At 44.4% G+C, this 22,261-nt stretch carries 20 protein-coding genes and 1 tRNA gene; 17 read left to right on the plus strand and 4 right to left on the minus strand.

All coding sequences use genetic code 11. From position 1 onward, the window contains the following. Nucleotides 1–33: 33 nt before the first annotated feature. The 11 genes from rpsR (at nt 34) to WF803_RS04475 (ending at nt 12,258) form a co-directional block, all read left to right on the plus strand. On the plus strand, nt 34–273 hold the full coding sequence (rpsR, locus tag WF803_RS04425) for a 30S ribosomal protein S18 (RefSeq protein ID WP_489610346.1): 240 nt from the start codon (nt 34–36) through the stop codon (nt 271–273). A gap of 1,995 nt (nt 274–2,268) precedes the next feature. After that, a complete protein-coding gene (locus WF803_RS04430; RefSeq protein WP_489610347.1) occupies nt 2,269–4,290 on the plus strand; it encodes a DHH family phosphoesterase in 2,022 nt (673 codons plus the stop codon). After that, nucleotides 4,290–4,742 (plus strand): 50S ribosomal protein L9, encoded by a 453-nt coding sequence (rplI, locus tag WF803_RS04435; protein WP_489610348.1) that lies wholly within the window; start codon nt 4,290–4,292, stop codon nt 4,740–4,742. Before WF803_RS04430 ends, rplI begins: the two co-directional genes overlap by 1 nt. 54 nt (nt 4,743–4,796) lie before the next feature. Next, nucleotides 4,797–6,161 carry a replicative DNA helicase gene (dnaB, locus tag WF803_RS04440; protein WP_489610349.1) on the plus strand — a complete coding sequence of 455 codons (1,365 nt, stop codon included), beginning with the start codon at nt 4,797–4,799 and terminating at the stop codon, nt 6,159–6,161. A gap of 96 nt (nt 6,162–6,257) precedes the next feature. Beyond that, a complete protein-coding gene (locus tag WF803_RS04445; protein ID WP_489610350.1) occupies nt 6,258–7,457 on the plus strand; it encodes a coenzyme F420-0:L-glutamate ligase in 1,200 nt (399 codons plus the stop codon). A 168-nt stretch (nt 7,458–7,625) separates the two neighbouring features. Continuing rightward, entirely contained in the window at nt 7,626–8,342 is a 717-nt protein-coding gene (locus WF803_RS04450) for a CPBP family intramembrane glutamic endopeptidase (protein ID WP_489610351.1), read from the plus strand. 110 nt (nt 8,343–8,452) lie between these two features. Beyond that, nucleotides 8,453–8,525: transfer RNA gene (locus WF803_RS04455), tRNA-Lys, on the plus strand. Between the two features lie 925 nt (nt 8,526–9,450). After that, on the plus strand, nt 9,451–10,026 hold the full coding sequence (locus tag WF803_RS04460) for a hypothetical protein (protein ID WP_489610352.1): 576 nt from the start codon (nt 9,451–9,453) through the stop codon (nt 10,024–10,026). A gap of 277 nt (nt 10,027–10,303) precedes the next feature. Continuing rightward, nucleotides 10,304–10,984, plus strand: a complete 681-nt coding sequence (apf, locus tag WF803_RS04465) for an aggregation-promoting factor (protein WP_489610353.1) — start codon at nt 10,304–10,306, stop codon at nt 10,982–10,984. An 80-nt stretch (nt 10,985–11,064) separates the two neighbouring features. Further along, nucleotides 11,065–11,454 (plus strand): hypothetical protein, encoded by a 390-nt coding sequence (locus WF803_RS04470; RefSeq protein WP_489610354.1) that lies wholly within the window; start codon nt 11,065–11,067, stop codon nt 11,452–11,454. 72 nt (nt 11,455–11,526) lie between these two features. After that, complete coding sequence (locus tag WF803_RS04475; RefSeq protein WP_489610355.1) at nt 11,527–12,258, plus strand: YdjY domain-containing protein; 732 nt, start codon at nt 11,527–11,529, stop codon at nt 12,256–12,258. 62 nt (nt 12,259–12,320) lie between these two features. Here the strand turns inward: WF803_RS04475 and WF803_RS04480 are convergent, their stop codons facing one another. The 3 genes from WF803_RS04480 to WF803_RS04490 form a co-directional block, all read right to left on the minus strand. Next, nucleotides 12,321–13,604, minus strand: a complete 1,284-nt coding sequence (locus tag WF803_RS04480; protein WP_489610356.1) for a uracil-xanthine permease family protein — start codon at nt 13,602–13,604, stop codon at nt 12,321–12,323. 531 nt (nt 13,605–14,135) lie between these two features. Beyond that, entirely contained in the window at nt 14,136–14,705 is a 570-nt protein-coding gene (locus WF803_RS04485) for an NADPH-dependent FMN reductase (protein WP_489610357.1), read from the minus strand. After that, nucleotides 14,698–15,792, minus strand: coding sequence for an LLM class flavin-dependent oxidoreductase (locus WF803_RS04490; protein ID WP_489610358.1), 1,095 nt, complete (start codon nt 15,790–15,792; stop codon nt 14,698–14,700). Before WF803_RS04490 ends, WF803_RS04485 begins: the two co-directional genes overlap by 8 nt. 188 nt (nt 15,793–15,980) lie before the next feature. On the opposite strand from WF803_RS04490, the gene WF803_RS04495 reads away from it, so the two are divergent. The 4 genes from WF803_RS04495 to WF803_RS04510 all read left to right on the plus strand — a co-directional run bounded on the left by WF803_RS04495 (nt 15,981) and on the right by WF803_RS04510 (nt 19,194). Continuing rightward, nucleotides 15,981–16,346 carry a DUF488 domain-containing protein gene (locus WF803_RS04495; RefSeq protein WP_489610359.1) on the plus strand — a complete coding sequence of 122 codons (366 nt, stop codon included), beginning with the start codon at nt 15,981–15,983 and terminating at the stop codon, nt 16,344–16,346. 18 nt (nt 16,347–16,364) lie between these two features. Continuing rightward, nucleotides 16,365–17,177: a hypothetical protein gene (locus tag WF803_RS04500; RefSeq protein ID WP_489610360.1), complete on the plus strand. Its 813-nt coding sequence runs from the start codon at nt 16,365–16,367 to the stop codon at nt 17,175–17,177. A gap of 599 nt (nt 17,178–17,776) precedes the next feature. Then, nucleotides 17,777–18,502, plus strand: a complete 726-nt coding sequence (locus WF803_RS04505; protein WP_489610361.1) for a hypothetical protein — start codon at nt 17,777–17,779, stop codon at nt 18,500–18,502. Beyond that, nucleotides 18,502–19,194, plus strand: a complete 693-nt coding sequence (locus WF803_RS04510; protein WP_489610362.1) for an ATP-binding cassette domain-containing protein — start codon at nt 18,502–18,504, stop codon at nt 19,192–19,194. The genes WF803_RS04505 and WF803_RS04510 overlap by 1 nt, the downstream gene beginning before the upstream one ends. Nucleotides 19,195–19,769: 575 nt before the next feature. On the opposite strand, the gene WF803_RS04515 is transcribed toward WF803_RS04510, so the two are convergent. Beyond that, a complete protein-coding gene (locus WF803_RS04515; protein ID WP_489610363.1) occupies nt 19,770–19,970 on the minus strand; it encodes a hypothetical protein in 201 nt (66 codons plus the stop codon). 735 nt (nt 19,971–20,705) lie between these two features. On the opposite strand from WF803_RS04515, the gene WF803_RS04520 reads away from it, so the two are divergent. Further along, nucleotides 20,706–21,038, plus strand: a complete 333-nt coding sequence (locus WF803_RS04520) for a hypothetical protein (RefSeq protein ID WP_489610364.1) — start codon at nt 20,706–20,708, stop codon at nt 21,036–21,038. Beyond that, nucleotides 21,025–22,254: an MFS transporter gene (locus tag WF803_RS04525; protein WP_489610365.1), complete on the plus strand. Its 1,230-nt coding sequence runs from the start codon at nt 21,025–21,027 to the stop codon at nt 22,252–22,254. Before WF803_RS04520 ends, WF803_RS04525 begins: the two co-directional genes overlap by 14 nt. The last annotated feature ends 7 nt before the right edge of the window (nt 22,255–22,261 follow it).

The raw sequence follows: 22,261 nt of genomic DNA on the forward strand, positions 1-22,261 counted from the left end.
TCGGCCTAGGAATGGCGAAGAAGGAGGATAAAAATGGCTTTTAACCGTCGTCGTGGCGGTCGCAGACGCCGTAAGGTATGCTATTTCTGCGCCAACCACGTAGATCATGTCGACTACAAAGACCTTGAACTACTAGAACGTTACATTTCTGACAAAGGTAAAATTTTGCCTCGTCGTGCTACCGGAACCTGTGCTAAGCACCAACGTGCTGTTGCTGGTGCCATCAAACGGGCACGCATCATGGGTCTACTACCCTTTGTTGTTCAAGACTAATTTAAAATCTTTAGACTGGGTTCGTCCCAGTCTTTTTTATTCATAAGTGCATAAGTTAGTTGGGACTAGTTCGATTTAAGAAATATATCCACAGGTTTTCATCTGTGGATGGATCGACACCATTTGTTCCTTTCCTTTGCGTATAAGATTAGCTATGTTAGAAGCTTTGCTTGATAATGTTCCACGTGGAACATTTTTTATTTTACCAATTTATCGTTAACCTGTTTTTCTGATGCTACGGTTGTTATTTATTTTATCAAGTATAGAAATAGCTATTGTTCCACGTGAAACAAATATTAGTGTCAATGGGATTAGTTCAAAAAAGCTTGTTTTTCTTTCGTGGTTATGAATTATGAATGTTTCACGTGAAACATAAGTCATCATTTTGGCAAAGTTAAACCATAGGGCTCAATTAACACTTGTTTAAAAGGCTGATGAATGCTCTATTTTTATGAGTACCCGCATATATTGTACCACGTGAAATATTTATATGCTCAGCGTACTATAATACAGTGTTTTTTATTATTCAACAAAATGAATCGACATATAATGTTTTGGAACGGACATCTAAATTGTTCCACGTGAAACATATTTAATTTATTCTAGAAATTATAAGTTTATCACACCTACTTTTGGTTTGAAAAATGAGATATCTGTTTATTGATGTTTCACGTGAAACATATATTGAGTAATGTGCATAATGACTGATATTTTTTATCGTAGACTGGCAATTCCATATAAGCAATTTTAAAATGTTTTATGACAGTAAGCCGTTGTAGAAGGGCCACCGAGACTGAGCTTTATTTGTTTCACGTGAAACATTAACTTGACGAGTTTACATACTAGTAAATAATTTCTATCGAACACTTCCTTTTAATACTATCAACTTATCTGCTGGCATATTGTATCAGAGATTTATTTATAGTACCCCATTCATCACGTTACATTTATTTTACCTGAATCAGTTGATTGACAACGTAAAGGATTACTGATGTTGCATTTTAGAACGATCATTAGAATATTTAGTAGCGATCTTTACCATTGCTTGCTAGGTGGGCTAAGCCGGCATCTAATATTTATCATTACTCTACTTTGAATTTTATTTGTTTCACGTGAAACAGTAGAAAATAAAAGATACGCTCCCTGGATCTCTATAAAAACCTGAACTGAAAGTTTCACGTGAAACATGCTATAAGTTAGCTCTAAGATGGGAAAACTTTATACAAAACCCTTGTGTCTACATTTTACTTACTTGCTATGATTTGCTTTATAAGAGGTCGAAAAAAATAAGCTTCAAATAAAGAGCTTTTATTTTAGTTATGAGGTAGAAATGATATTGATCTATATTTACTACTCATGTATTTTGGCTGAGTGAGCTAGGAATAGTGAGGTATCAACTTCTATATTATTTATGATTTTTGATATTTATCATTGGGTAAGTAGGGCGTGCGCCATATTATTCACGTTTATCGATTTTAATATTAATGATAGCTAATTAACGAGGTTCGATACTGTTAGAGGTATCAGGTAAGGCTTGGGTATTGACTTACTGCAGAAAATGGAGCTGGGGCCGTTATGAGGAAGCTGTGGATAATTGTAAACAGAGACATATCCACACCTGAACAGGAAGAGTTAAGCATAGGAATGACCTAAAAGACACTTTAAAGTTATTAACATGTGGATAACAGAGCAACACTAGTATTATCCCTTTGCTTGGAGATAACTGTGGGGCTGAGCGATATATTTTTTAATTTGGCCGGCTGTTTAGTGCTTCTGAGCCACTTAGATAATTCCTTGTTTCACGTGAAACAATTTCTTTAGTCCAAATGTTGCAGGTGAAACATCATAGTCCTTAGCAAGGTATCTTACATGCAGGTCTTCTGATTGTTCCACGTGAAACAATATCTAATGCTTTCCTTTTTTCGGTTATAAATTTTCCTTATGGGGAAAGTATGGTAAAATAAGAATAAATAAACCTGAATCTGAGGAGTTGTCATGGCAAGTAAGCAAACAAATAAACAGCCCGCTGTGTTTTTGAAGAACCCAGCGATTAACATTCCTTTGGCGCTAGCGGCGCTGCTGCTGCTGGTGGCGGGAGTGCTGGCAGTGATCCAGGATCGTGTGGTTGGGATGATTGTCGTCTTGCTCTTCCTCATCGCTGGCTTTTTGGTCTTTTGGGTCTTAAGTCAGGTGGAGGATCGCTTGGAGAGCGAACTGATGGCAATGATGAACACCATTCAAACGGTTCAAAATGAAGTGTTATTGCAGATGCCAATCGGAATTATTTTATTTTCAGAGGATGATACGATTGCTTGGATGAACCCTTACCTTCATTATTATATTGACCAGCAGGATGTGATTGGCCAGACTCTGGAGGAAATTGATGAGCGCTTGGCCACGGAGTTTGACCATCTGCTCGCAGAAGAAGAGCACGTCACGCATCGCGTGGAATGGAATGAGCGTTTCTTCGATGTGGGGCTTTTGCATGAGAAAAAAGCCATGTACTTCCTGGATATTACGGAATACGGTAAGATTGCCAAGGAAGCGAGTGATAATCGCCTGGTGATTGGCTATGTGCTCGTGGATAATTACGATGAGATTATGGCGGCTTTGAATGACCGGCGTAAATCCACCATTGATAATTACATTACGAAGCAATTAACCTCTTGGGGCCGCAAGCATCGGACCTTCCTCAAGGCTTTAGACGACGACCGCTTCCTGATGGTAGGGAGCTATGCGTCCTTAAAGACGATGGAAGATGAAAAATTCGAAGTCATTAATACTATTCGAGAAGCCACCTCCAAGGGCAACTTCCCGCTCACCGTTTCCATCGGGATCTCCTATCATGAGGATGAACGAATTCTAGCCATCAATAAAATTGCTGATGAAGCGCAGGCCAACCTGGACCTGGCCCTCTCTAGGGGGGGAGACCAAGTGGTGATTAAAACGAAAGACCACAAGGTCCGCTACTACGGGGGAAAAACTAATCCGATGGTCAAGCGGACGCACGTGCGCAGCCGGCAGATTGCCAATACCATCGGCACCATGATGGCGGAAAATCATACTGTCTTTGTGATGGGGCACGACTATCCGGACATGGATGCAATCGGCTCCTGCGTCGGTATTCGCCGCATTGCCCAGATGAATGATTGCCAGTGCTATATTGTCGTGGACGAAGAGCATGTGAATGAGGACATTAAGCGCGTGCTCGAGCAATTGCATGAGGATGAAGACAATGCCGGTAGCCTCATTTCACCCAAGGAAGCCAGCGAATTGATTCAGCCGGATTCCCTCTTGTTCTTGGTGGATGTGCACCGGCCGTCTCTAACCGTGGCACCGAGTCTCATCGAAACGGTCAATGGTGTGGTTGTGATTGACCACCACCGGAAAGGCGAAGAAGTGCCCGATAATATTCTCCTGGAATACATTGAGCCTTACGCCTCTTCCGCTTCAGAATTGATTACGGAATTTTTCGAGTACCAGAATGCGGAAGCCAAGCCCGTCAATCGCCTAGAAGCGACCATTATGCTGGCGGGGATCACCGTCGACTCACGGAGTTTTTCCCTGCGGACAGGCTCACGAACCTTTGACGCAGCGAGTTACCTGAAATCCAATGGTGCCGATTCCGTCTTAATCCAAGAATTTCTCAAAGAAGATCTTGCCGACTACATGACCCGCAGCCAACTCATTGAAAGTGTGGATTTAGTCAAAGGGCATTACGGGGTCGCTGAAGGGCCGGCTGATCAGGCGGTGAGTACCGTCATTGCGGCCCAAGCCGCCGATTCCCTCTTATCCATGAATAAGGTGCAGGCCAGCTTTGTGGTTTTTCTGCGCGAAGATGGACGAGTGGGGATCAGTGCTCGTAGCTTGGGAAATATTAACGTTCAGGTTATCATGGAAGCTCTGGGTGGAGGCGGACATTTGTCCAATGCCGCTACGCAATTAGCTGACGTCTCGGTGCATGAAGCCGTCGAGCAACTCGTCAGCGTTTTAAATGAACATGAGGAGGCAGAATAATGAAAGTAATTTTCTTAGAAGACGTTAAAAACCAAGGTAAAAAAGGTGACATCAAGGATGTGCCGAATGGCTACGCTAATAACTTCCTCTTGAAAAAAGGCTTGGCCAAAGTCGCCACTAAAAAAGCCATCAGTGCGCTGAAGGGCAAGCAAAAAGCAGCTGAAAAGGAAGCCCAAGAAGAATTAGCCGCAGCGAGAGAAATGAAAACTTTCCTAGAGAAGGAAGACACCGTTGTTGAGGTGAAGGCCAAAGGTGGGGAAGACGGCCGGCTATTCGGCTCCATTCCCTCCAAGCAAATTGCGGAAGCCTTGATGGAGCAGTATGATGTTGCTGTCGACAAGCGAAAAATCGACTTGCCTGAACCCCTACGTTCCTTTGGCTACCGCAATGTACCGATCAAGCTGCACCCTGATGTGGACGCCAAGATTCGGGTTCATGTCACTGAAGCCTAGCAAATTGCTAAAGCAGGTCTAGGCCTGCTTTCTTTTTTGTGTAAGGGGGGTTGTATGGCGAAGGATGAGTTAATGGACCGCTTGCCACCGCAAAGCTTGGAAGCGGAGCGGGCGGTTTTAGGTTCAATATTATTAGCTCCAGATATGTTTACAGGCGTTTGTGAATATGTGCGCGAGGATGATTTCTACCGGCAGGCCCATGCTTTAATTTTCCATGCCATGCTGGCCTTGGCTGACCAGGATGAAGCGATCGATATTTTGACCGTTCAAGAAGAATTGACCCGCCAGGAGCAATTGGAAAACGCGGGTGGGGCGGAATACCTCTTCGACTTGGCGGAGAAAACACCCACAGCAGCGAACGCCGAGTACTATGCGCAAATTGTGGAAGAGAAGGCCATTTTAAGGAACTTAATCCAGGCTTCGACCCATATCCAGCAAGACAGCTATGAAGAACGCGACGATGTGGATCAAATTCTCGAGCAAGCGGAGCAGCGTATTATGCAGGTAAGCGAGCATCGCAATCGTGGGGGCTTTGCCCACATTGCGGACTTGGTCCAAAAAGCCGTCGAAAATATTCAAGAACTCTCCCAATTGGATCAGGCGGTCACCGGCCTGCCCACGGGCTATCCGGATCTGGATAAGATGACGACTGGCTTGCACGACGATGAATTAATTATTATTGCTGCCCGTCCGGGGATGGGAAAGACAGCCTTTGCCTTAAATATTGCTCAGAATGTGGCGACCAAGCAGGAAGCCACCGTCGCTCTTTTTAGTTTAGAGATGGGGGCGGAGCAATTGGTCAACCGGATGCTCTGTGCGGAAGGAAATATTGATGCCAACCGCCTGCGGACGGGGCGCCTGCTTCCAGAAGAATGGTCGGATTTAATGGTGGCCATGGGAGAATTAGGCCGGGCCAATGTTTTTATCGATGATACGCCTGGCATTCGGGTCAATGATATTCGCGCCAAAGCTCGCCGCTTGAAGCAAGAACAGAAAGAATTGGATCTGGTTGTGATTGACTATTTGCAATTGATTGAGAGCGGCCGGCGGACAGAAAATCGCCAGCAGGAAGTGTCGGAAATTAGCCGGCAATTGAAGAAATTAGCCAAGGAATTGAGTGTGCCGGTGATTGCCCTTTCCCAATTGTCACGGAGTGTGGAAGCCCGCCAGGATAAGCGGCCGATCCTCAGTGATATCCGGGAGTCGGGGTCCATTGAGCAGGATGCGGATATTGTGGCCTTCCTGTATCGCGAGGACTACTACCAGCATGCTGGCGAGGACGATGAGGACGAGGAAGAGAATAACTTGATTGAGATTATTATTGAGAAAAACCGGAGTGGGGCCCGGGGAACAGTGAAATTAATTTTCACCAAGGAATTTAATAAGTTCTCCTCGGTCAGTTTCCGAACAGAAGATTAAGAAAAAAACTATTGACCTCATCATATTTTTTAGTAAAATAGTAACGTGGTTCCACAAGGCAGTGTTATCGCGGTTTTAGAGTAAGGAGTTAGACATATGGCAAGATTAGTTGGTACGACGGTTAGAGGTTTACGCGGTCCGATTATTCATCAAGGCGATGATTTGGTGGACATCTTGACTCACGTGGTGCAAGATGCTAGTGAAGCAGAAGGTTATGCCATTAACGACCGGGACATCTTAACCATTACAGAATCCGTGGTGGCCAGGGCCCAAGGCAATTATGCCAGCTTGGACGCCATTGCCCAGGATGTGCAGGCAAAGTTTGCCAGTTCCCACATTGGTATTGTCTTCCCCATTTTGAGCCGGAATCGTTTCCAGCAACTTTTGAAGGGGCTAGCCCGAGGCGTGGACCAGGTCACTATCCAATTAAGCTATCCTTCTGATGAAGTCGGCAACCATTTGATTTCCCTCGACAATCTCGATGAGAAAAATATCAACCCCTGGCAGGATGTTTTAACCGAAGCAGAATTCCGTGAGGCTTTCGGTGATATCCGCCACACGTTCACGGGTGTGGACTATGTGAAACTTTACCAAGATGTTTGTGCTGAAGAAAATTGCGCGTGTGAGATTATTTTCTCCAATAAAGCCGAAAGCATTCTCGACTATACCAAAGACGTGCTTGTCGCCAGCATCCATAGCCGCAAGCGTGACGAACGCATCATTAAAGAAGCCGGTGGGGAGAAAGTGCTGGGCCTGGATGATCTCATGACGGCTTCGATTGCTGGCAGTGGCTTCAATAGTGAATATGGCTTGCTCGGTTCCAATATGGCGACCGATGAGAGTGTGAAACTCTTCCCCGAGAATTGCATGGAATTTGTCCAAGATATTCAAGAGCGCGTGAAGGAAGCTACCGGTAAAACCATTGAAGTCATGGTTTACGGCGACGGGGCCTTCAAGGATCCCCAAGGTAAAATTTGGGAATTAGCCGATCCGATTGTCTGCCCAGGCCACACGGCGGGGCTGGCAGGGACGCCTAATGAAATTAAATTAAAGTATCTGGCTGATAATGACTTCGCTGACCTCTCTGGCGAAGCCTTAGAAGCAAAGATGCAAGAGTATATTAAAAACCGAGAAGTCCATGAGGATAATAAAAATGAGAAAACCTCGCTTGGGACGACCCCACGGCAAATCACCGACCTGCTCGGCTCCTTGTCGGACTTAACGTCCGGCTCAGGGGACAAGGGCACGCCCTTTGTCTACATTCAAGGTTATTTCGATAACTACGCCAATAATTAAGCCAAGAATGGTGCTGGCTAAAGAGCCTTTTCCCTCTAGGGAGGGCTTCTAGCCAGCCCTTTTTTCTTTTGGTGAAAAGATTAAGATGCTATTAGTGAAAGTTAATTTTAGTGCAAGGCTCTGTTCGAATATGTTATGATAGGAAGAGAGTTTTTGAGGAGGTTTAGCATGAACGATTCGACACGCACCATTGGCCAGTGGCTCCTCAACGCCTTGAAGGTCATTGGTTTGTTTGCCTTAAATATGTTAGCGACTATTTTACTCGGTGTTTTTATGCCCTTGACCGCTATTTTTGGTCTTTGGGGTGGCCTTATTTTATTTATTCTGGCCCTGATTGTTCAAATTGGCGTTGCTATTCTCGCTTGGCGCTTATACCAGCGCTGGCAGTCAGGCGATAACCTCGCTAAGTTGGGCAGGAAGGATTTCTTATATGGCGTCGGCTTTTGGTTGGTTGTACGCTTGCTTATTGTTATCTTAAATTACTTTATGGTGCATTTTGAAGGGATCGAAACCACACCCAATGATGCCAGCTTGCAATTGATGCTGAACAGCACAAAAAATATTTGGGGAGCCTTAATTTTTGCCCTGATGACGACCGTAGGGGCCCCCATCATTGAGGAAATTGTTTTTCGGGCCGGTTTCAAGCATCTCTTGTTTAAGCCTGGGCAATTCTATGCGCCTCTCCTGGTTAGTAGCACGATTTTCGCCTTCTTCCATGGGCCCACGGGTATTTTTTCCTTCCTCATGTATTTCCTTCTAGGTGTTGCGCTGTATTTAGCTTATAGTCGGCGTAATAATATTAAGGATTCTATGTTACTGCACTTTTTAAATAATGGAGTTTCCGTAGCATTTTTAATCCTCACCCATTTGCTGAATCTGTCTTAAATTAGCTAGGCGGACGAAGTTTTACTTGCCTTGAAATTTCCTCAAAAAACTCATTTTTTTCTGAAAAAGTCTTGAAAGCTAAGTGGAAAGCAGCTATAATAGACTCATTGGGACCATTAGCTTAGTTGGTAGAGCATCTGACTCTTAATCAGAGGGTCGAGGGTTCGAGTCCCCCATGGTCCATGAATAGAGAAACCGCCTTTGCTAGGCGGTTTTTTTATTGGATTAATCATGCTGTGCTTGCTTTTTGTATGATATTTGCTTCCTACTTTTTAGTCCAGCTCAACTTGGCCGGCGAGGCTCCACTTCACTAAAGAAGGGGGTGAGGGACTCCTTCTAGACCTAAACCTAACTAAGCTAGAGACAAGGCTATGCCGTTTCTGCCTGACTCCAAGTTACGCTCAGGCCGGTCGCTTCCCCTGCGTTACCTGAGGAGCATGTATTTTCTTCAAAAATGCATGCTCCTCAGGTCAACTCGGCGGCGACGTGCGACCTTCGCAGCCTTTAGTTGAACTCACCACCAGTTCCTACGCCTGCGTTACTCTTGAGGACGAACCTGACTCCGTCAGAACCGTCCTCAAGAGTCAACTCGTCGGGAACTTTGGTGGCTTCGTATCCTTATAGTTGAACTCACCACCTGCCCCGTCGCTTGCGTTACTGCTTTGAATGAACCTGACTATCGTCAGAACCATTCTGTAGTCCAGGTCGACCAGGCAGGCTGGACTTCCACTTCACTAAAGGAAGAACCTGGTTTTAGACCAGAACCTTCCTTTAGTTCCAGTGTTTCCGCCTGCTGTTCTGGTCTCCCTTCCTGTTGTCAACTCAGTGGAGACTTTGGTGGGTTCGTATCCTATAGTTGAACTCACCACCTGCCCCGTCGCTTGCGTTACTGCTTTGAATGAACCTGACTATCGTCAGAACCATTCTAAGCAGTCAACTCAGCGGGGGCAAGCGGTGGCTTCGTATCCTGGTTTTCCAGTGTTTCCGCCTGCTGTTCTGGTCTCCCTTCCTGTTGTCAACTCAGCGGGAACCTTGGTGGAATCGTATCCTTTTGAAGATGGGATTATTTTCGTTATAATTGATTCAAATGAGATGAAGGAGTGTGGCTATGGAAACGAGTCGACATCAGTCTTGGGTGCGTCGGTTGAAGAATTTTGCGATTTTCTTTATGGTTGTGAATGTTATTCGAGTGATTTCGCAAGCTTTTAATTTTGTTAATTCCTTAAATCATAAGCCTTTTGAAGAGACGATGATGGGTAAAATGCAGGGAGAAATGGGAAGCCTTGGCAGTCAGGGCAAGGAAGCCATGACGATTTTGAAGCAAGTGCATGAGTATCAGCATTCGCTCCCCTTTACGTTATTATCCTTGCTTTACTTGCTTGCTTTTGGGGTCATTGTTTACTTCATGTTTAAGGAGTGGCGGAAATTACGCCAGGAAAATGCACAAGTGGATCTAAAAACGAAGCAAGCTTTCCTTACGGGCTTAGTGATCACAATTGCCCAGCAAATCCTTGCTAACCTGATGGGCCTAATGCAAAGTTTTGTGAAAATAACGGCTTTTACTTGGCTTAGCTTGGCGATTAGTCTTTGTTTGGCAGCTTTACTTTATGGTATTTGTCTGAAAACTTATGCTAATTTAGCAAAAGCTGGTGAGGTGGCTTCGACGTCTGATCCGGCGGTTTAGGCCAGTATTTTTACAGCAGCCGACTAATACAAAGTAAGTTCTGACGGGGTTTTGCCCCGTTTTTCCTTTACAAAACGATGACAAGCGTAACATGAATTTGATATAGTCGGGGATGGCTTTACAAGAAGTTTAAAGGTCCTTAACAAGTCCGTCAAAGGCCTTTTTTTTCGGTTTTCCTATGCTAAGATACTAAGTGTTCGAGGCAAGACGCCTTGCTAGTGGGAAATGTCCCCACTTTAGAAGCGATAGAAATCGAAAAATTTAAAGGAGAATGATGATGAAAGTAAATAAGTTCCTCTTAGCTGCTAGTGTTGCTGTGGTTGGTTTTGGTGTTGATGCCATGATGGGCGACCACGTGGAAGCGGCTAGCTGGGAAGCACGCACGGTTGAACAAGTTCAAGCGGACATTGTTGAAGCCGGCAACGAAAAAACTTACACCATTCAATGGGGCGACACGCTCGGTGTGATCGCTCGCGCTATCAAGGCAGACGTGAATGCTTTGGCCGAATTAAACGACATTGAAAATAAAAACCTAATTATGCCAGGTGAAAAACTTGTCATCACGACGGATGCTTCTGGGGAAGCTAAGTCCGTGAAGGCAGAAAATGACCCTGCTCCTGCGAAAAAAGCAGCGCCTAAAGCCCAAGCTCAAGCGCCAGCACAAAAATCAGTAGCGCAAGCACCAGCAAAAAAAGCACCCGTTCAACAAGCACCAGTCAATAACAACTACCAGGGGCAAAGTTCTAGCGCCAAAGAAATTATCGCCCAACGCGAATCCGGTGGCTCCTACAACGCTCGGAATGGCCAATACATCGGCCGCTACCAATTGAGCGCCAGCTACCTCGGTGGCGACTATTCCCCAGCCAACCAAGAACGGGTTGCCGACCAATACGTGGCTAACCGTTACGGTTCTTGGGACAATGCCTTAGCTTTCTGGAACGCCAACGGCTGGTACTAAAGTTAAAATCTCACTCCACTTCTACCGCTAGCTCGCCTAGCGGTTTTTTGCTACTCTAGAAGCGAAAGGAGGTGGCCATTGTGGCTTTTAAATACAAGTTCTACCTCCAACGAGCCGGGCGTGCTTTGGCTTTAAGTTTGCCAGTGAGCTTGCTTATCTTGTTGGGACTAGAGGCTAATATTTGGCTGGCCATGCGCATCCACCCTCGACCTGTTTTTTGGGGAGTGCTCCTCTTGACTCTAGTGGGAACTTATTGGTTTCAGTATCCTATCTGGGGCTTGCTTCTCGGTGATGGTGGTGTCTTGCTGGCAATATTCTTGGGCAAAGGGCCCACACTCTTGTACATAGTGCGTGATCTCTTTCTTCCTCACACTCCGATCGCTTTTGTCGTACCTTGGGCAGTTTTCTTGGCCTGGACTATTGTGGGTTTAACGGGGTATTTTCTCTGGGTTGATTATGGGCCGAATTAGTCATATCGCTTTACTTATTAAACATAAGTGCTAACCTAAGAATATAAGATAAAATTTGTTAGGAGTGATGGGATGAAGAAATGGAGTCGTTACTTGGGTCTGTTGTTCCTTGCCTTCTTTGTTCTTGTGGCTTGTGGGAAAGGAAATGAGACGGCAAACACTAAGGATGTTAGCAGTGAAAAAAGCGAAATGGTTGAAAATGCAAAGGAAAGCTCAGCGAAGGGTGATGCCAGCGAGGACAGTATTGCTGGGGTTAGTTTGGCAGAACCTTTGAAAGTGGACAAGGAAGCTAAAACAGTGACCTTGCTCGCTAAGGTAAATGGTAAATATTTTGAGGAAGCAACCCGGCATGCCGTTATTTTCAAGGATGGCAGCATTGCGGATAAGTCCCTCTTTGTCTCTGAAGTGAGTCCGGCTGACTTTCACCAAGCACTCTTAGATATAGGGGCAAAACCGGGCGATAATGTGACGGAAGAGAATGCGGCGAACACGCCCACAGAAGGCTCATCCTTAGAAGTAACGGTCACCAACCCCGATCAGAGCGAGCATAATTTGGAGGAAATTTTTGAGGATTCCAATGGCAAGCCCATCGACATGCGGTTCAGTGGCAACTTAGACGGTGCAAAGGAAATCCCAACCGGCTGCATTACATGCTTGGATAGCTGCTTTGTGGGGATTACTTCGAATGCCACCTATACCTTGGTGGCGATTGAGGACCGCAAGGAAGTTGAATTCAAGGTGAATAGCGATAATTTACCTGAAGACGGTGAGTATGTGGCCTTCACCTATACCTTAAAAGACTAAAACAGTTTACGAATATAAAAATCGCCTGTCTCTGTTTGCGGCAGGCGATTTTTTGGCTTCAATTATTCTTCTTCAGCTGGGGGGAGAATTAAGTTCAAGATAATGCCGACAATGGCAGCGAGGGCTGTGCCGGATAAGGTGAAGACACTGATTTCAAGTACGGCACCCCCCAGCCCGAGCACCAACATGGCACTGGCGATCACCAGGTTACGAACATGGTTGAAGTTCACTTGAGCTTCGATGAGGACTTTGAGCCCGTTAGAGGCAATGACCCCGTAGAGAAGGATAGACATTCCGCCGAGTACGCTATTGGGCATGGTTTGGATCAGAGCTGTAAATTTACCGAGGCAGCTAAGCGCCATAGCAATGATGGCGGCGTTTCGAATGACGGTGGTGGAAGCCACACGGGTTAGGCCGATCACCCCAGTATTTTCCCCATAGGTCGTGTTCGCTGGTCCCCCCAAAAAGGCAGAAACCGCAGTTGCGACCCCATCTCCCATGAGAGTTTTATCGAGGCCAGGTTTTTGAAGGAAAGGCCGGCCGCAAATTTCACTAAGCACGGTATGGTCCCCAATATGCTCAGAAATCGTCACTAAGGCTACAGGCAGAATCGCAATGGCTTCGGGGCCAAAATAGAATTGGTAATGGCCGAAATGGGCAGTTTTGAAGGGCAGGAAGAATTCAGGGAATTGGAACCAAGCGGCCTCATGCACCGGTGAGAGGTCCACAATGCCTAGTAAGAGAGCCACAATATAGCCCCCAACGAGTCCCACCAAGAAAGGAATGACGCGGATAAAGCCTTTGCCTTTGGTGTTAACGAAGGCACAAATGAGGAAGGTGATTAAAGCCACCAGCATTTCCCGCCAGTTTCCCTTTTCAATGAGGCCAGCATTTTGCACCGCAGTGCTGGATAAGCTTAAACCAATGACGATAATCATCGGCCCAATCACAATCGGAGGCAGGAGGCGGTCAATCCAACGCGTGCCGATTGCCTTAACCACAAAGGCGACAATTACGTAGAAGAGGCCGGTGAGGATGACGCCGGTTTGGGCAGCCGAAATATCTCCGCCCATTTGCTTGATAGCGTAAGCCATTGCCCCCACAAAGGCAAAAGACGAGCCCAAGTAGACAGGAACCTTGGATTTGGTGAAGGCGTGGTAAATGAGGGTTCCTAGGCCACTACAGAAAAGGGCGACAGAAACGGGTAAGCCAAGAATAATGGGCACAAGAATGGTGGCGCCAAACATGGCAAAGACGTGCTGGAAACTTAGCAACAAGCCTTGGCCGAGGGGTGGGTGCTCTTCAATGTCATAGATCATATTTAATTTACTGATATTAAATTCCATTGCGTGCCTCCTAAACGTATGTCTTAAAATTGCTCAAACTTTCGGTATTATACGGTACTTAGGCGAACAAAGCAAGGGCTCAAAACGCTATCTTCAAAAATATTTTTTTGATAACGTTATTAAACGACGAAAAAAACGTGAGAAGGACTCACGTTAAAATGGTAACTTCTTGGTTTTATTTTGAGAGCTTTTTTCCTAATTACTTAGGTGGATTTAGGCTTGTATTTTTATAATGCAAATCACGAAGGGTTTTTAAATCTGGTTGATCAATAGTTCCTGCGTCTGCGTTAGTTGGACTTTGAAGTGATGTCCCGGTAGTTCCTAACTTTAAGTCCAGCTCAGCTCGGCAGGTGAGGCTCCACTCCGAACAATATAAGGGTGTGAAGGCCAACCCAGAAGGAGGACGTTATGTCATAAAGTTGAACTCACCACCAGTCTCTACGCTTGCGTTAGTCAATGAGGATGAACCTGGCTAAAGCCAGAACCATCTTCATCGACTCAACTCAGCGGAGACTATGGTGGATTCGTATCCTAAAAGCCATAACTGTTCTCTTGTTTTTGCCAGATGTGCTGGTAGGTTTCGGCGAGGACAAGGGTGTCTTCTAGGAGTCGATCGAGGCGGAAGTCGATATCATCGCTGGTGAGTTCTTGGCCGGTAAAATCCGTGTCAGTGATGAAGACATAGCGTGAGACGACGTTAGCCCTCATATAGCGAAGGATGGGGAGGAGCTGCTGTTCGCAGACAAGGTAATGCCGCTTGGAGCCAGCAGTGACAATGCAGCCGACGGTTTTATATTCCAGGGCATTTTGGGGCAGCAGGTCAAAAATATTCTTCAGCGTGCCAGGAATGCTGCCTTGGAAGACGGGGAAGCCGATAAAGAGGACATCAGTGGCCATGATTGTATCGATGACTTTTTTGGTGTCGCCTTCGTATTCCGTAAAGTTACGCCCATCACAGAATTCAAGCTCTAACTGTTTTAAATTGAGGGTAGTAACGTCTTGCCCACTGGCTTCTAATTTTTGGGCTAATTTTGCCAAGGCAATTTCGGTTTTATTGCCAAAGGCTGAACTTTGCAAGAGAGTAATATTTAACTTAGCCACCGTATTGTTCATCCTTTCTGGTATATTTCTTGACAGTTGGGATGACTTTCTCTGCCATCATATCGATTGTTTGACGAATATCCTTTTCACTGAGGCCGCCAAAATCAATTTGCCCAATATAGCGCTGATTGTTGAATAATTCGTGCTGGTAGAGCAATTTATCGATAATTAATTCCGGATCCCCAACATTAATAATGCTGCGTTGGTCTTGGCCTTGGGCGAAGACACGTTTGGAGAGCGTGGTGCCATTGGCTTTTTTGAGGCCGGCAGCGATCGGTTCATAGCAGGTTCGATAAGCATCCAGGGTGTTTTCACGGACACAGAGGAAGCCGCCAGTGCAAACAGGAATCTGACTGGCATCATAGCCAGCTTCTTCGGCAGATTTTCGGAAGCGGTCAATATACATTTGGAAGGTTTCTGCGGGACCGGTGAGATGTGCCAATTGGAAGGGAACGCCCATTTCTCCACAGCGCATGGCGGATTGCATGGAGCCACCGACGGCTCGCCAAATTGGAACACCACCGTTTTCATGTTCTGTGCGTGGCAGAATTAACATATCGTCCAGGGGAGCACGGAAATTTCCTTCCCAAGTCACCCGCTGCTCGTTATTCATTTGTAAAAGGAGTTCAAATTTTTCCTCAAATAAAGCCTCATAATCGCGCCGGTTATAGCCCAAAAGCTTGAAGAGACCCAAGCGCGAAGCCCGGCCACCCACTAATTCAAAGCGGCCATCTGCGATTAAGTCGATGGTTGCTGCCGCCTCGAAAATACGAACGGGATCATCGGTGCTCACAATAGTGGCACTGGAACCAATTTTAAGCTTATCGGTAGCTTGGCCAATGGCAGCGAGAATGGCAAAGTGGGCTTGGGAGATAAAGTATTCCTGGTGGGATTCTCCGACTTGAAAGCTATCAAAGCCTGCCTCCTCTGCCCATTGCGCCATGTTGATGATTTGCTTAATGCGCTCCTTGGAGGTGAGATGTGCTCCCGTCACCGGATGGGGCATGTGCTCACCTAGAGTATATAAGCCAAACTCTAAACCCTTATTCATATCAAATTTCGGCATCAGTCTCTTCTCAGGGGTCATGCTTGCTCCTCCTCTATATTTCTAATTCGAAATAAGTATAGCACAAAAAGGATTAAGAAGGAAGGAAGAGGCTCGCTATCAGCGTTGATGTTTTCTTGTTGTCTTGCTTTCAAAGGCCCCCACTAGAATTGACAACCTTTTTCATTGTATAATTGTATAATAGAAAGGAAAGAGAGGAGGCAGCCAGGATGTTGGCATTAAAACGTGCTTATGACAAAGCCGAGCCCCAAGATGGCTATCGCTTATTGGTGGATCGCTTGTGGCCGCGTGGAGTGAGTAAGGAAAAAGCCAAGCTTGATGATTGGAGCAAAGCCCTCGCTCCCTCTGATGAATTGAGGAAATGGTTCCATGATCATGATGATTTTGAGAGCTTTAAGAAGAAATTTATTGAAGAATTAGAGAACAGCGACGAGGCTCAGGAAGCCATCAAAAACTTGAAGCAAACCTTCAAAGAAGAAGATCGGAAAAAATTAACCCTCGTTTATGCCTCTAAAAATGAGCAAGAAAATAATGCAGTCGTATTGAAAACTTACCTGGAAGACCAGGGTTTCTAATTTAGGAAGGACGGTATTGTGAGTCAGACACGCTGGTTAAAATATGCAGGGGTGGGGTACTTGGTGGCTCTGCTTCAATGGGCGCTCTTAATTTTCTTGCCCGAACCTCATGTGCCGGGTGTCTTGCTGACGCAAAGCTTGATGGCAAGTCCGGTACTCTATTCCTTCCTTTATTTACTGGTGATGGGTGCCTTATGGACAATGGTAGCGGCAAGTTATGAATTATTTGATTTACGGCTAACGGGGGGACGCTTGGCGAAAACTAGCGTCTTCACTTTAGGGACAGGCTTACTCTGGTTGTTATATTTAGTGGAGCCCCTCCCCCATCAAGCGGCCTTGTCACTCTCGCTAGAATTGCTTAAAGGCGTGCTGCTTTTTTTAACCTTACGAGCGCTATTGGCAGCCTTTGTGGCGACCAAACGCTACCAGCACCAACGCCAGCCTTTTATTTACGGGCGGGCTTTATTGGTGTTTACTGGAGCCGTTTTTGTCTTCCGTGTGATTGCTTACTTGGCCTTAGACATTTATCAATTTCCTAGTCCTTTCAATGCCTTCAATTTTCTGTGGGCGCTGCTTTTAGGCTTGGCCTATGGCATAGTATTTTGCTTGCTGCAGCGCTTCACCCGTCGCCAAGATAAAAAAGGGAAATTTCTGCAGTTTACGTTGCTTTACACGGCGCCCTTGATTATGCTCTACCACGTGCAATTAGGCTTGCGCTTTGAATGGGCTTGGTGGGATTTACTCTGCCGTGGAGGCTTGGACTTGGTGGCAGTAGGTGTTGCGACTTTTCTGACCTTGCAGTGGCAAATTGATGAGTTTGTGGACGCATGAATAAAAAATAAGGCATTTAGAGATTGAAAATAAAAAGAAACAGTTAGCCCATTAGTGGGTGATAAGAGATGGTTGCTGTTAACTTTCTAAATGAATACAGTAGTTTAAATATCAAAAGATCACTTTATCGACATAATCTTATAGAAAGTAGCTTTGTTAATCTGAATAACTATAACCATATTGGCCATGGTGTGTCTACTTCAACAACCAGTTCCTATCAAGCATGCATTGGTGAATATCTTGAGAGATTGTATTTATTTAGAGGTAGCCAAAATAAACAAAACGGATTGAGATTATCAAACCAAGAGACTGTTTTGCTAAATTCTTCTATGCTATATTTTTCGAATGATGTATATCTTGATAGCTGTGGAGTAGGTTCAGGGGCTGACTTAAACCGAGCTATAATAGCGTCAACGTTTTCTACGAGCACCTGCTCAAATGGGTATAAAAATAGTAAAATGTCTTGCGCCTGAAGGAGCCTTTCCGCATATGAATGTGCCTTTATTTACACAGGAAGAGCTTTCTTGTTTTGAGTTTAACGGTTCTTTACAGAAACAAAAAAATAAAGGCCGGATACCATTTCCTTAGGAGGATTCGTGATGAGAGCGCAATGTATTGAAGTGTTTGTTTTTAGTCGATACTTTTTAAAATTAACCCTATCAACCCCTGTTAATTACTTATATAAGATCTTTTTACCTGCCTTGCTATTGATCATGAATAGTATCGGAAAGAGTGATCCCGAACTGGTAATTCGGCAAATTATTCCTTGGCTATCTTATTTGCTCTTGGTTGCTGGCATCAATGTCATCGCCGACTACATCTTACTGCGTGAGCAAGGTTATTTGAAACAGTATCATACGCTCGTCAGTTCTCATTGGGTTATTTTTTTGGCCAAAGCCATTGTCGAATTTCTATTTCTATTTCTATCGATTGTCGCTATTCTGGGCTTGCTAATGCTTATTTTTTCGTCGCAAGCTGTAGCTTTATTGCGGTTATTACTCGTTGCTTTACTGGCCGCTACTTTACTCTATCCTTCCTTTTTAGCTTTAGCCAGCCTCCTGTTTTTATTTCGAATCAGTGCACGAACGATTAACACTTACACAGGTTTACTGACTCTCGGAGCGATTGGCCTGCTTTATATATCGGTGCTGTCCATCGGTTGGTGGAATCTGGTTAATCCTTTGGCCGTGAGTAATCATGTTCTAGCTTCTTTTTATGGACTGGAAATATTATCGCCGCTATTCTTAGCTCCTCCCTTAGTATATTTACCCCTGGGCTTTTATTCGGTGTCAACTTTTAATATTTTACCTTTGGAGGGGATTTAATGCACTTAGAGCATCTCACCTACCATTATCCGGGCAATCACAAGCTTCTATTTGACGATCTTTCTTTTTGCGTTCAAGAGGGGGAACTTAATTTTTTATTTGGCAGAAATGGTGTAGGTAAGTCAACCCTATTAGACATTTTTCTAGGCCTTAGGCAGGCTCACTGTGTTCGGGATTATTGTTTTAAAAATAATTATTTGGCGATTAGTCAGGGCTTGCCCATGTTGGGGAGAATGACTTGCCTAGAGATTGCACAATTAATTTTAGGAGTGGCTTGGAAACAGCCTTATTTACAATGTCAGGAGATTGAAGCGCAGTTACCCCCACTCGTTAATGACTTCTTCGCTGATAAGTGGCAGCAATATTACTATGAATGCTCAGGTGGAGAGCAGCGTTTGGTTCAATTGTTTTTATTTTTGCAGGTCGATAAAGCCTGTTATATTTTAGACGAACCCACTTCTTCTTTGGATCGGCGCTATGCTGCCTTATTGCTACAGTTACTGGCACAAATGCAGGGGAAGACGATTGTGATGGTGACTCATGATTACCGAGATTTCAAGCATTTTGACCAGTTCATGGTTCATTGGCTTGATGAGAGGAAGTGTTATTCCTATCGTCCGAATACGTTTAAGACACAAACAGAAAACTGTGGAAAGAAGTTTGAATTTTTAGATTACTTTGTTCATGGCTAGTAACAGTGGCGCCAGCTTGAGGTTTTATCGTTCTTGAGAAAATATTTTAAGCGGCTAAAAATCTCATATGTAAATTGCAAGGTTAAAGGAGACCTTTCTGATAACTAAATCATTAGTATCAAAGCGACTCAGAAAAACTCTTCTCAGCCTGCGACCTGAGAAGAGTTTTTTCGAGTTTCTATTGGGCGCTTTGTCCATTAAAGACTTGGCGTGGATAGGAGTTAAGCCAAATCTGAACTTGGCTGACTTCTTAACAAGAATAGGAGCTCAAATTACATCCTTTTTTAAATCATCGTCGAATAAGAGCATTGGCCTGCTCATTTGTCCCTCGTTCGTAAGAAGCATACCGGCGTGCATTGTATAAGAACGTTCGCTTTTCTTTTCCGTATTGACTCTCCTCGCTTCCTTCCCAGTTTAGAAATTCACTACCTTTATCAACGGTTATGGGTCGAAAAAATTTTGAGAAATCGCCAGGGTATTTCTCCTGTAGATGATTCAAAACACGAATGACTTCAGCTTGTGTTTGGCTAGGAAGTTTGAATATTAACGTATAACGCATCCGGCGTTCAGTTAGGTTAACAAAGCTTCTTAACTCTTTTTCTTTCCAGCTTCAATCCAATCCATTTCCCCATGTCCCCAAACTTTTCGTTTATTGATCTCTTCTGGTCGCTTCTCAATTCTTTTTCATAAGGCAACTGAACGTGTTCGACGAACAGATTGATAGTCTCATCGGCGTTGTCTACTCTGGCAGAATAAATTTTTATTTGTAATTGCATAGAAAACCCCTTGATCAATATAATTGTAAATTGTTCGCCAGCTTACCCACACTTTGAAACGATCTTTATATTGAGGCTGTTTGATCAGTTGAGTCACGGCATGGGGGAATAATTACTTTTCCTTATTTTTCTTTCAATGAAATTAGCTAGTTCTAGATTATCTGCAATCTTTAGCAATCTTTAAGTAGGGTCCTCTTCATAGCAGAGCAGGCATCATTATCTGCCAGGGCAAGATCAGCAGAATAAGAGGTGTAGAAATGCCACTCCGTGTCTTTTATTTCAACAGCGCCTCGTTTTATTTCACGATAGAATATCGCCTTACTGATTCTCAACTTTTCCCAAATTTATCGATGAGTGAGCAGTTATTTTTTAACGTCGTTCACGCTCTTTAATGAAATACTCTAAGGTTAGGCGATCATTGTAGTTTAGGTGCGCTTTTTTCTTGCGAAATGTGGTAGACTGTACATAGCTCATGTTTTCTGATCCTTTCTAAATATGGATCTTAAATTTAGTTGCTCAGAAAACATGGGCTTTTTTGTGTTTTTGAGGGTTTCAGTTTATATTACAACCTGTCAAGATAAAGCTTGACTTTTATTTTTTTATACGATAATATTCACTTACTTTAAATGAAAGGGGTGTCAAAAATGATAACAAAATCTTAAGCCTTCAAGAAATCCTAGAAGATGCAGATTTGACTAAAACAGTAGCTAGCTGTTCTTCATGCTATATGCATAGTTGCTAGCAGGCATTATTAATACGTTACTTGATGCTTACATCATTTTAAAAGAGGAAAAATTCTTAAAACAGGCAAAACAATATTTCACTGCTATTTACTATCATCGTGTTAATGATGACGAACATCGGATAGCATTGCCTGGAAAGCATCTATTTAAAATATCTGATGACTATGCGACGGGTTCGCTAGGAGTTTTGGCTTGTTTGAAACGTTTGGAAAATATAATGGATGGTAAGGAAATTCAGGTCGATAATTTTCATTTTATGCTAGACGCGGTCGGGAGAGAAGCCTTATTGGCCAGAAAAGGGGAGTATATTGATGGAAACTACTAGACCTCTTCGTTCTAAAAATACACTACTACTCGCTCTCTGTCAGGTGCTAAATATCTTTGGAGACGACTTTTTCAATATGGCCTGCATGTGGGTGGTTTATGCAGATTCGCAATCTGTGTTTTTATCCAGTTTAGTGGGGGTCGTTTGGCATCTCACCGATGCATTAATCGCTCCGATTGCAGGTTTGGTGGTGGATCGCTATTCGAAAAAAAGAGTTATTTTTGCAAGTAATGCCTGTGCCATGTGCTATAGTCTGTTACTTGCTACTTATGTGACTTGGCGAGGAGAGCTTCCGATTTGGCTAGCCATTTTTTCGATGGCTGCACTGAACATTTTCACTGCCTTTGTTTCTCCAGCTCGTAGCGCTATGGTTCTCACTATGATCCCGAAAGAAAATTTGGATCAAGTGAATGGCTTCTTTGCTTTTGTTAGTCAAGCCGCTTCAGTCCTAAGTTCCAGTCTTAGTGGTTTAGTGTTAGGAGCTCTAGGCTTAGCCCTTTCCTTGAGCTTCAATACTTTGAGTTATTTCTTGGTGATTATTGGTTTCTATTTCTTTAGCTGGGGAGTTATTGAGCGCCAGGAGGCCAATCAACACCAGCAACAGACTAAAAAAAGAGGAGAAAGTATCCAAGCCATGCGCGAAGGCCTCCGTTACTTATTACGCCATCCGATCCTCAGAAATTTAAGTATTCTTGCCTTTATGGTGAATCTAACAAGTTTTACGGGAACCTTAATGCCGGCATTGATTTATGAAAATTTTGGGGACAAACCTTTCTACTTTGGCCTTTTTCAGAGTGCAATGACTCTAGGTGCGGTTTTAGCTGGCGCGGGTATTATGACCGGCAAAGTGAAAGGCAGCCGTCTGGCTATTTGCGTCTTGCTTCTGCTTTCGGCAGGCACAACCGTAATGATGGCTTGGTCAACAATGGGTTGGTTGATGGCTATGATGATGTTTGCTTCCGGAGTTTGGAAAGTGATGAGTGGCATTTTCACAGAAACATTGACCATGCGTCATTTGGACGTGGCCTATGCGGGACGAGTTTTTGGCTTTATGAAAACCATCGCTGTTATCTGTATTCCTATCGCCACCCTCTTGGCAGGCTATTTAGGGGAAAGCTTCTCCATTCAGACGGTGTTCATGCTGGCAGGCTTGTACTTTTTGGTCTGCGCCTTCCTCGCTTGGTTTTTATTGGATACGAAAATTTTTGTGGAATAGCCACCTG

It is taken from the genome of Aerococcus sp. BD502 (assembly GCF_057919555.1).

Excerpts from the sequence above, each read along its gene's own strand:
- rpsR (WP_489610346.1), top strand. The coding sequence starts at position 34 with ATGGCTTTTAACCGTCGTCGTGGCGGTCGCAGACGCCGTAAGGTATGC.
- WF803_RS04430 (WP_489610347.1), top strand. The coding sequence starts at position 2,269 with ATGGCAAGTAAGCAAACAAATAAACAGCCCGCTGTGTTTTTGAAGAAC.
- rplI (WP_489610348.1), top strand. The coding sequence starts at position 4,290 with ATGAAAGTAATTTTCTTAGAAGACGTTAAAAACCAAGGTAAAAAAGGT.
- dnaB (WP_489610349.1), top strand. The coding sequence starts at position 4,797 with ATGGCGAAGGATGAGTTAATGGACCGCTTGCCACCGCAAAGCTTGGAA.
- WF803_RS04445 (WP_489610350.1), top strand. The coding sequence starts at position 6,258 with ATGGCAAGATTAGTTGGTACGACGGTTAGAGGTTTACGCGGTCCGATT.
- WF803_RS04450 (WP_489610351.1), top strand. The coding sequence starts at position 7,626 with ATGAACGATTCGACACGCACCATTGGCCAGTGGCTCCTCAACGCCTTG.
- WF803_RS04460 (WP_489610352.1), top strand. The coding sequence starts at position 9,451 with ATGGAAACGAGTCGACATCAGTCTTGGGTGCGTCGGTTGAAGAATTTT.
- apf (WP_489610353.1), top strand. The coding sequence starts at position 10,304 with ATGAAAGTAAATAAGTTCCTCTTAGCTGCTAGTGTTGCTGTGGTTGGT.
- WF803_RS04475 (WP_489610355.1), top strand. The coding sequence starts at position 11,527 with ATGAAGAAATGGAGTCGTTACTTGGGTCTGTTGTTCCTTGCCTTCTTT.
- WF803_RS04480 (WP_489610356.1), bottom strand. The coding sequence starts at position 13,604 with ATGGAATTTAATATCAGTAAATTAAATATGATCTATGACATTGAAGAG.
- WF803_RS04490 (WP_489610358.1), bottom strand. The coding sequence starts at position 15,792 with ATGACCCCTGAGAAGAGACTGATGCCGAAATTTGATATGAATAAGGGT.
- WF803_RS04495 (WP_489610359.1), top strand. The coding sequence starts at position 15,981 with ATGTTGGCATTAAAACGTGCTTATGACAAAGCCGAGCCCCAAGATGGC.
- WF803_RS04505 (WP_489610361.1), top strand. The coding sequence starts at position 17,777 with ATGAGAGCGCAATGTATTGAAGTGTTTGTTTTTAGTCGATACTTTTTA.
- WF803_RS04510 (WP_489610362.1), top strand. The coding sequence starts at position 18,502 with ATGCACTTAGAGCATCTCACCTACCATTATCCGGGCAATCACAAGCTT.
- WF803_RS04515 (WP_489610363.1), bottom strand. The coding sequence starts at position 19,970 with ATGCAATTACAAATAAAAATTTATTCTGCCAGAGTAGACAACGCCGAT.
- WF803_RS04525 (WP_489610365.1), top strand. The coding sequence starts at position 21,025 with ATGGAAACTACTAGACCTCTTCGTTCTAAAAATACACTACTACTCGCT.